This is a genomic window from Deltaproteobacteria bacterium (assembly GCA_016210005.1).
Taxonomy (GTDB): Bacteria; Desulfobacterota; Binatia; order HRBIN30; family JACQVA1; genus JACQVA1.
In genome coordinates, this window is the sequence record JACQVA010000172.1 from 20281 (window position 1) to 28181 (window position 7901).

Annotated in this window: 7 protein-coding genes; 2 read left to right on the top strand and 5 right to left on the bottom strand. The window is 63.7% G+C overall.

Going from position 1 to position 7901, the window contains the following annotated elements:
• Positions 1 to 58 precede the first annotated feature (58 nt).
• The gene (locus HY699_16920) at positions 59 to 2371 is read right to left on the bottom strand and encodes an IS4 family transposase (GenBank protein ID MBI4517488.1); all 2313 of its coding nucleotides are present in this window, start codon (positions 2369 to 2371) and stop codon (positions 59 to 61) included.
• A gap of 168 nt (positions 2372 to 2539) precedes the next feature.
• Here HY699_16920 and HY699_16925 point away from each other — a divergent pair, with 168 nt between their 5' ends.
• Together HY699_16925 and HY699_16930 are read left to right on the top strand one after the other, a co-directional pair.
• Entirely contained in the window at positions 2540 to 2770 is a 231-nt protein-coding gene (locus tag HY699_16925; GenBank protein ID MBI4517489.1) for a hypothetical protein, read from the top strand.
• A gap of 25 nt (positions 2771 to 2795) precedes the next feature.
• On the top strand, positions 2796 to 5228 hold the full coding sequence (locus tag HY699_16930) for a hypothetical protein (protein ID MBI4517490.1): 2433 nt from the start codon (positions 2796 to 2798) through the stop codon (positions 5226 to 5228).
• Positions 5229 to 5374: 146 nt separating this feature from the next.
• Here HY699_16930 and HY699_16935 read toward each other — a convergent pair whose 3' ends face one another.
• From HY699_16935 to cas6, 4 genes are all read right to left on the bottom strand, one after another.
• A complete protein-coding gene (locus tag HY699_16935; GenBank protein ID MBI4517491.1) occupies positions 5375 to 5725 on the bottom strand; it encodes a hypothetical protein in 351 nt (116 codons plus the stop codon).
• A gap of 142 nt (positions 5726 to 5867) precedes the next feature.
• A complete protein-coding gene (locus HY699_16940; GenBank protein MBI4517492.1) occupies positions 5868 to 6047 on the bottom strand; it encodes a hypothetical protein in 180 nt (59 codons plus the stop codon).
• Positions 6048 to 6342: 295 nt separating this feature from the next.
• The gene (locus tag HY699_16945; GenBank protein ID MBI4517493.1) at positions 6343 to 6552 is read right to left on the bottom strand and encodes a hypothetical protein; all 210 of its coding nucleotides are present in this window, start codon (positions 6550 to 6552) and stop codon (positions 6343 to 6345) included.
• A 366-nt stretch (positions 6553 to 6918) separates the two neighbouring features.
• Positions 6919 to 7527, bottom strand: a complete 609-nt coding sequence (gene cas6 / locus HY699_16950; GenBank protein MBI4517494.1) for a type I-MYXAN CRISPR-associated protein Cas6/Cmx6 — start codon at positions 7525 to 7527, stop codon at positions 6919 to 6921.
• Positions 7528 to 7901 lie beyond the last annotated feature (374 nt).

Below are 7901 nucleotides of genomic sequence, written 5' to 3' on the forward strand. Positions count from 1 at the left end.
CAAAACCTTAACCTTACCCACAAGTCGGCCTGCTGGACACGGATGATTTGATGGCAACTCAAGGGGCGCGAGCGGAGGGGCCGAAGAGACGCCAGCACATGCTGATATCAGAGAGCCGCATGAGGCCGGTCCACATGGACTCGACGCCGGGCGCCCCGTCGCTCTTGCGACCGATGTGGCCGCCGAGCTTGGCGAGCATGCGAATGATCGCATTCAATGAGGGCGGCTGGACGGGCAGAGGCTTGTGCGGATGAGTCACCTTGAGCAAGGACTGCCACTCGTCTTCGGTGAACACTGCGGTGCAGGGCAACTCGGGCACCTCGCGCCCCAGGCGCGTCATGTAGAGGATGCGCCAGGCGACGATCATGTCGATCGCCAGAGCGTTGGTGAGCCCGGCGGCGGTGGTGATCTCGCGTTCCTCGACCAGGCAGCCACTCTTGAGCGTATGGTGGTAGACCTCGATGCCCCAGCGCCGTACGTACCAATCGATCTTCTCCATCGCCTGCGCGAAGGTCCCGACCTCGATGGTGGTCAACAGCATCCACTCCAGCGGCTCGACGCCGGCCGGCGGGTGGTGCTCGCGTGCCAGCACGGCCCACACCCACAGGGATCGACGGCCAGCGGCTCCGTGGCGCGGCGGGCGCACCTCCACTGGGCAGTAACGTACACTCAAGCGGGCCAGGCGCGCGGGACGCTGTGCGGTACGTGGTACCTGCACCTCACGCACTTGCGACTCCTTTTGGCTCTCCACCACCTGCCACAGCCGCGCAATGCTGCCGGCGCTCTGCACACACCGATCGGCGGTGGCGCGCACCAGCAGGGCGGGATGGTCGTCGCGCGAGCGGGCCAGCTCGAAGAGCTCGAACACATCCGATTCCCGATCGCCAATGCTCACCACACGGGTGTGGGGGCACAGGCGCTGGGCGTGCGCGGCGGCCTGGAAGCTAGCCAACCATTTATAGCTCTGCTTGTTTTCGATCGGCCGCTGGCGGCGTGTGTGCTTCTTGCCAAACTCGGCCGGATCGCGCGCCCATACTTGGACATCCACAAGACCCAGCGGCACACCGCCTGGGGTAAAGGCCAGGGTGTCGTGTACTTCCAAACCGAGCGCCCCGTCGGCCTGACTGGTGATGGTGCCGAGCCCGGTGGTGGCGCCGTGGGTGCTGTAGTTGAGCGAGGTGGTGTCCTGCACGGCGAGCACCACCGGCTCGCTGTTCATGCGCTCGGCCGTGCTGGCGTAATGCGGGGCGAGGATGTCGCGCAGCGAGATGTGGTCGTTGCTGAGCAAGCGATACGCTCCTTTGAGTCGCCCCCAGGAGTGATGACAGGCCTGGGGGAGACTGGCGTTGGGCTTGGCATAGAAGTCTTCGAGCACGCTGACAAGGCGCTCGAAGCGGCGCGGGTCGCCGAGCTGGGCGCCCCAGAGCTCGCGCCGGGCCCAGCTGCGCTCAGGGCTCGAGGGCTGGGGCGGCTTGCGCACAATCGGCTCACTGCACAGGCGGCGCCGGTAGTCGCCGACCAGGGGCAGCAGATAGATGTCGCGCACTCGGCCCGGGTGGGTGCGGGTGCGATCGTTGCGCGTACGTCCACTGGTGGCGCCCACGCGCTGCCAGCCGGCGGCCCGATAGCACGTGGCGCGGTAACGCGCGGCGTCGGCGTAAGTCTCCAGCAACACCGGGCGCAATCCGCAGGCGCTGTGCCAATCGTGCGCCAACTGGCGCGCTGCCCGGGCCAGGACGTGGCTGGCCAGACCCTTCACTTTGACCCAGGGCAGCAGCACAAAGCGCGAGTTGGCTACCACCAACTCGCGGTTGACCGCGCGCGCCTGAGTGCTCCAGCCGATGTGCGCATCGCGTGCGGCCAAGTGCCGTGCGGCCGCACTGAAGCACAGCGCGCCGAGCACACCGTAACGGCACCGGATCAGGTAGCGCACCTGCGCCTGCGGCAGCGCCACATGCCCCTCGGGGTGGAAACGTTCCAGAGCCTGCTTCCACTGCTGGTACTCCTGCGGGCAATGTTTGCCGACCACCACCAGCTCGATGGGACCGAGCTTACGCAATTCAGTGGGCAACGCTACGGCCGGCTCTTCGAGAGCGATTTGGTCCCGTTTGACCTCCCGAGCGCGGCCATGATCACCAGCCGCCCGCGCGACTGGGAGCTTGATCACGCCGCGCTGCTCCAAAGCCCTGAGCGCCACCCGACAACTGACCTCTCGCAGCCGTCCGTTTGGCTGGCGCCACGACAGCCACCGACACACCTGCCGCGACAACTCGCAGCGGGTCAGCTCCGCATCGCTCTGCACCGCGTCACGAATCCGCTCGATCACCTCCGCCGAAAATTCCCGGCCCCCAGCCCGCACAACCTCCGCCACGCCCCCCTTGTGGCACAAACCATCGCCCGTGTTCAGCGGGCCGACTTGTGGGTAAGGTTAAGGGGTCAAAACGGGGGGAGAAAAACGGGGGCGACGCGCTTGACATGGTGCTCGAGCGCGCGTACATATGACGTATCTACACGTAGATATGCTATAACCTGGCGAAAAATGAGACACGAGGACAGAAACAAGTTCGTTAATTTGGCCAGCAAACGAGTGTCGCGAGCACTGAAATCGCTCCAGCTCGTCGGAAACCTCTCGAATCGCTCGAACTACGACTACACCCCCGAAGACGTCGAGAAGATTTTCAGGGCACTTCAGGAGGAACTCAATGCGTGCAAGAAGAGGTTCGAGCTCGCACAAAAGCGCCAGAACAGCGTCAAGTTCATCCTTGAATAGCGGAATCGACGGCAGGAAGCTGTGCTTGGATCTGCTGGCGGCGGAATCCGAGGCGGCCGTCGATGCCCTCGTTGCGACAAGCGCGCTCCGCGAGACTACAAACTGGCGACCGCTCGACCGGCGCGAGACGAACTTCAACATTACCTCGAATCAAGCGTCAGATGGCGGCAAGGCGTTGACCGAGCTCATGACCAACATGGTCGACGCCGTCCTGATGAAGCACGCCTACCTCAAGGGTATAGACCCGAAGAGCCCCAAGGCCCCGCGCACGATGTACGAGGCCGTCGACAAACTCATCAAGCCGCTGCGCGGTGGGAAACTCGTAAATCTCGACCCGAAGGATCCCTGGCTGCGCGAGTTCGCCTCGAAGAACCTGGTGATCGGCATCACCGGCGCGAAGAACAAGAAGGAAGGGCTGCCTTGCTACACGTTCGTCGACAATGGCGAAGGGCAGCGGTCCGGTGACTTCGAGAAAACGTTCCTGTCACTCAGCGAAGGGAACAAGCGGAGCATCCCCTTCGTCCAGGGCAAGTACAACATGGGCTCCTGCGGCGTGCTTAGCTACTGCGGCCGGCGCTGGTACAAGTTGATCGTCTCGCGCCGCTACGACGGGAAATCGGTTTGGGGATGGACCCTTATGCGGCGGCGACCCGGAGAGGGAATGCCCATCGCCGAGTACTTTGTTCTCCCAGACGGGACGATCCCGTCGTTCGAGGCCGACGTGCTCTATCCGTTCACGAAGAACGACGGAAAACGTTACGACGGTAGTCATCTGGCCACCGGCACGGTGATCAAGCTCTACGACTACCAGGTCGGCTCCAAGTTCCTGAGCTTTCGCGGCGCGCGGGAAGCGCTGAACGAGAACTTGGTCGAAACGATCTTACCCTTCCGACTGCTCGACTTCCGACAGAAGGCGGACCCGAAACGCGGCGGCGAGCGCGCCGAAGGCATCGACCCGCGTCCGTTCTACGGCATGGAGTTTCTGCTCCTCCGCTCGCACAAGGAAAACGATGTGGACGACGAGGAAGAGGCCGTCGGTACCGAACTCGCCAACGTCGGCAAGGTCGTCGATCCCGAGCTCGGCGAGATCTCGATTGAAGCGATTCCCCTCAAGCGGAGCCTCCCGACCTGGCTGTCGCCGGCGAACACGATCAACCGCGTGTTCCACGCCGTCAACGGTCAGGTGCAGTTCAAGCAGACGCGAGGTTACCTGACAGACTGCGGCTTCCCGGCATTGAAGGACCGCGTCATCGTCGTCGTGGACGCGAGCAACTTGACGTTCGCCGCCCACAATGACGTCTGGAAGGGCGACCGCGAACACATCAGGAACACGATCGTCGGCGAGCGGTACCGCGAGTTCGTCACCAAGACCATCAAGGAATCGACGGCACTCCAGGAGTTGCAGAAGCAAGTTGCGGTCGAGGAACTGAACCGCGCCGCGCATTCGGAACGCAATGACCTTTTCCAGAAGCTGGTGGATGCCGACCGCAATCTCGCCATGCTCCTCAACGAGCGCGATCCGGTGATTCGCCTCCCTGCAAGCGGCAGCGCCGCAGACGGTGATCGCGGGACCGAGACATTCCAAGGTAAGTACAGTCCTACTTTTCTGCGAATCGAGGAGAAACCGCGCGGGAAGGGAATCGAGGTACCGATTAACCGGAGCCGCCCCGTGGCAGCGCGCACCGACGCGGAGAACGGATATCTGAATCGCGCCGACAACCGAGGACGCGTGGTCATCGAGCCGACGGTATCGGCCCGCTTCACGATTCGCGAGCAGCTTCACGACGGCCGGCTCGTGGTCAAGTTCGAACCGCTTGAGGGAAAGGTCGAGGTGGGTGACTCTTTCACGTTCCGGATTGAACTGTTCGATGACGCCATGCCCGCACCGGTGGGCGACGGCCTGACACTCCGCATCGTGGAGGAGGAACCTCCGCCGCCCCCCAAACCGCCGCGTCCGCCGAAGCCGCCCCGACCGGTTCCCGGCACGGAAGGAAGCGGCAAGCCCAAGGAGGGTCAAGGCGATACTGCTCCCACGCACGGGCTCCCGCGATACGTACTGCTCACCAAGGACGGCCGCACGATCGGCGACCAGGTCACGGACAAGTGGCCCGACGGGTTCGACGAGAACGATGGCGGCACAATGCGGGACCTCGGGAACGACCAGCTTCTCTATCGGATCAACTACGACAACTCGTACCACCTCCGATACCGCCTGCAGCAACGGGGTGACCTCGCGCGCGACGTCGTCACGGAGAAGTACATCCTCGGCATGCGCATCCTGATGCTCGGCTACGAGCACGCCTTGCGGATGCGGGAAGGCGGTTTGGACGGGATCAAGGAGTATGTCGACGACTTTCGCCGCATGGCGGCCCGCGGCGCGGCTTCTACCGTGCTGGCGCTTGCGGAAAACCTGCCAAGGATCGTCGACAAGACGTCGGTTGCGGGGGAGGCAGAGTGACTTGGTTTTGGGGGATCTGCTACTGCATGAAGCGATGGCCGCACGGAGGGCGAGTACGTAGAGCTTGCCCGTAAATGAGTATGGCGGGTTGACCCTGCACACGTGTGAGCCTCCCATCATGAGCCGGAGCGAATCGAAACCCCGCCTCAGTTCTGAGCCCGCCGCTCCCGAAGGGCGAAGTCGATGCGCTCGCAGTCGTGGGTCAGCACGAGCAGGTAGTTGCCTGCGCGCTTGCGCAAGGCAGCGGCGATGCCGCGCGTGGCCGCCAGCGTCACCGACGACAATTCAGCGAGGTAGACCTGAAGTAAACCTTCGTGGTCGGCAAGGCGTTCGATGTGCGTGATCTGCCGGATGAGCGACTCGGTGGTCACCCCGAGATTCGCTGCTGACTGCACCAACCGCGCCTCGGTGCGGTAACCGAGCATCGCGAAGAACGCTGCGGCCTGGTCTCGAGTGCTCAGGCTCTGTATGTCTTCTCGTCGAACGTCGCGATCCAACACCCCGCCTGCCCCTCCGCCCTTCGTCTACCACAAGAGACCGGACCCAGACCAACGCCCATCTCCGGGAAGGCCCGCAGCGCAGCGGTCATGAATCACAACCCACGTCCATCTCTTGTCGCCCGGCGCAGCCCGAGTGACGTCACGCCTCACCGCCAAACCCGATCCGCCGCCGCTTGACCGCCGCCAGCGCCATCAGTTGTCGAATCGCGTCGAAGACCACTTTGAACTGCCCGTCGTACTTCCGCTCCAGCGCCTCCGGCTTGCGGGCAAGGTCTTTGTGCGTCGCCAGCATTTCGCGCAGCTTCACGAACGCGTGCATGATTCCGACATTGACCTGAACCGTCTTGCCTACCCTCACCTGGCGTTCAGGCGGCAGCACCAGGGCGAGCCGCTGGCGCTCCCTGCACCAAGTAGTCGAGGATCTCACCCTGCGCTCAATCTCAAGCCGGTAGCCTGAGCTGAGCGCCGGCCACTCCTCGGGCCGCGCCGTCCTGCGCAGCGCCTCGATCACCTTCTCGATCTTTGCGACGCGCGCGCGCATCACCACCAGCTCTTGGTCGTTCTGAATCATGATTGCACCGGCGAATGGCCACCAATCTCCCGCCGCGCGTCTGCTATGGGGCATCCGCCCGGCGCGCCTCCTGGCTGCCCTCGTACTGCGCCAGCTCTTCGTGCAAACGCGCAATCATCTTGCGCACACCCGCTTTGGTGAAGCCCTTCGACCCCAACGGATGATCGCGCTGCAGGCGATCGAGTCGCGCCTCCAGATCGTGAAGCTCTTTCTGCGCTCTCTGGTACTCCTCGGGATTGGCGAGCCTTGACACTGTACCTCCACGAGACCTTTGCGGCGTCCGTCCGGCTCACGAGTACGGCTGAAGAACTCGATCCATTCCGTCCAGTCGAAAGGCGGGAATGGCGGGAATCTCAAGTTCCACGGTCGCACCCTATCTGTCCGGCGCCGGCAGGGCCACCTCATACGCTTGCATGGTCGATCTCCCTCGACTGGTGAACTTAGCTCGAATAATGCCTCGCGTTCCAGCGTTCTCCGGCCCCTGCTGGGCCGCTTCGCCCTATCGACAAGCCCACTGCGGTCGATGCCGATGCCGACCAGGTGCCCAACCCTCGGATGCCAACTTGAGATCTCAAACCGGCGACCTCCCTCAGCAGCGCGAGATGCACGTCGCGATCCGTCATCCGTTCGTCCCGTCCCGCTCAGCCCCGTGCACGGGGACAAAGATCCCGCAACCCATCCGGCGCCGACCGCCGAGACCGCGCTCCTGCAGCGTAATCGACTCCTCAGCGGTCAGCTCGGACACCATGGCCTGGAATCCGACAACGGTCTTGTCCTTGATCCGTATCACCCGGCGCCGGCCGACGACGAGCTGCCCTTTGATCCCCAGCGCATCGAGCTGCCGCTGCGCTGCCTCGCGGAACGGCTCCGCTTCCTGAAACCCCTTGATGTTCACCAGCCGCGCCCGTAGCGTCGCCGCCGGTGTCAGCGCGCGAACCTCCGGCACACCGATTCGGAGCACCGCGCCGTTCACGTCGAGCGGCTTACCCGCCAACGGTAACACCTCGCGAATCCGATCCGCCGGCAGTCGCAGACGCAACCGCGATCTGCCTGCCAGCTTCAGCTCGTTCCCAATACGCAGCCCTGTGAGCGGATGGACACCCAGCCACTTGGCCTCGTGAAACGCCGGTAGCACGCGCGACAACGCCGCGTACAAGGCGTAGCCATGATCCAACAGCACGCCGGACCCCGTCATCCTGAAACACAGGTCAACGCACGCATCGTTCATCGGTCAATCCAGGAACCACATGCCGACGGACCATCCATTCTGTGACCCTCCGCCCTCCGATCGTCTCGTCTGATAACCGGACCACGCAAGCGGTGACAGAACCTAGCGAATTCCACCCACGCCATGCAAGCACTGCCAACTCGCGAATCTGGTCGGGGTGTGCGACAAATCTGTGGGGAACGTGCAGCCGACCGGGCAAATCCTCACCAGTCTCACAGGACTGTGGACTGTCAGGCCGAGGCCCATGGCCGAAAGGGACGCAATTTGTCATCTTCCAGGCGCGGCGCCACTTCTTCAGCTGCTTCTCCCGCTCGATTGCGGTCTCTGCGCAGCCGTGCGTTTATGCTGCCACACCCGCGTTGCCAGCTGTGAGG

Excerpts from the sequence above, each read along its gene's own strand:
- HY699_16940 (MBI4517492.1), bottom strand. The coding sequence starts at position 6,047 with ATGCACGCGTTCGTGAAGCTGCGCGAAATGCTGGCGACGCACAAAGAC.
- cas6 (MBI4517494.1), bottom strand. The coding sequence starts at position 7,527 with ATGAACGATGCGTGCGTTGACCTGTGTTTCAGGATGACGGGGTCCGGC.
- HY699_16925 (MBI4517489.1), top strand. The coding sequence starts at position 2,540 with ATGAGACACGAGGACAGAAACAAGTTCGTTAATTTGGCCAGCAAACGA.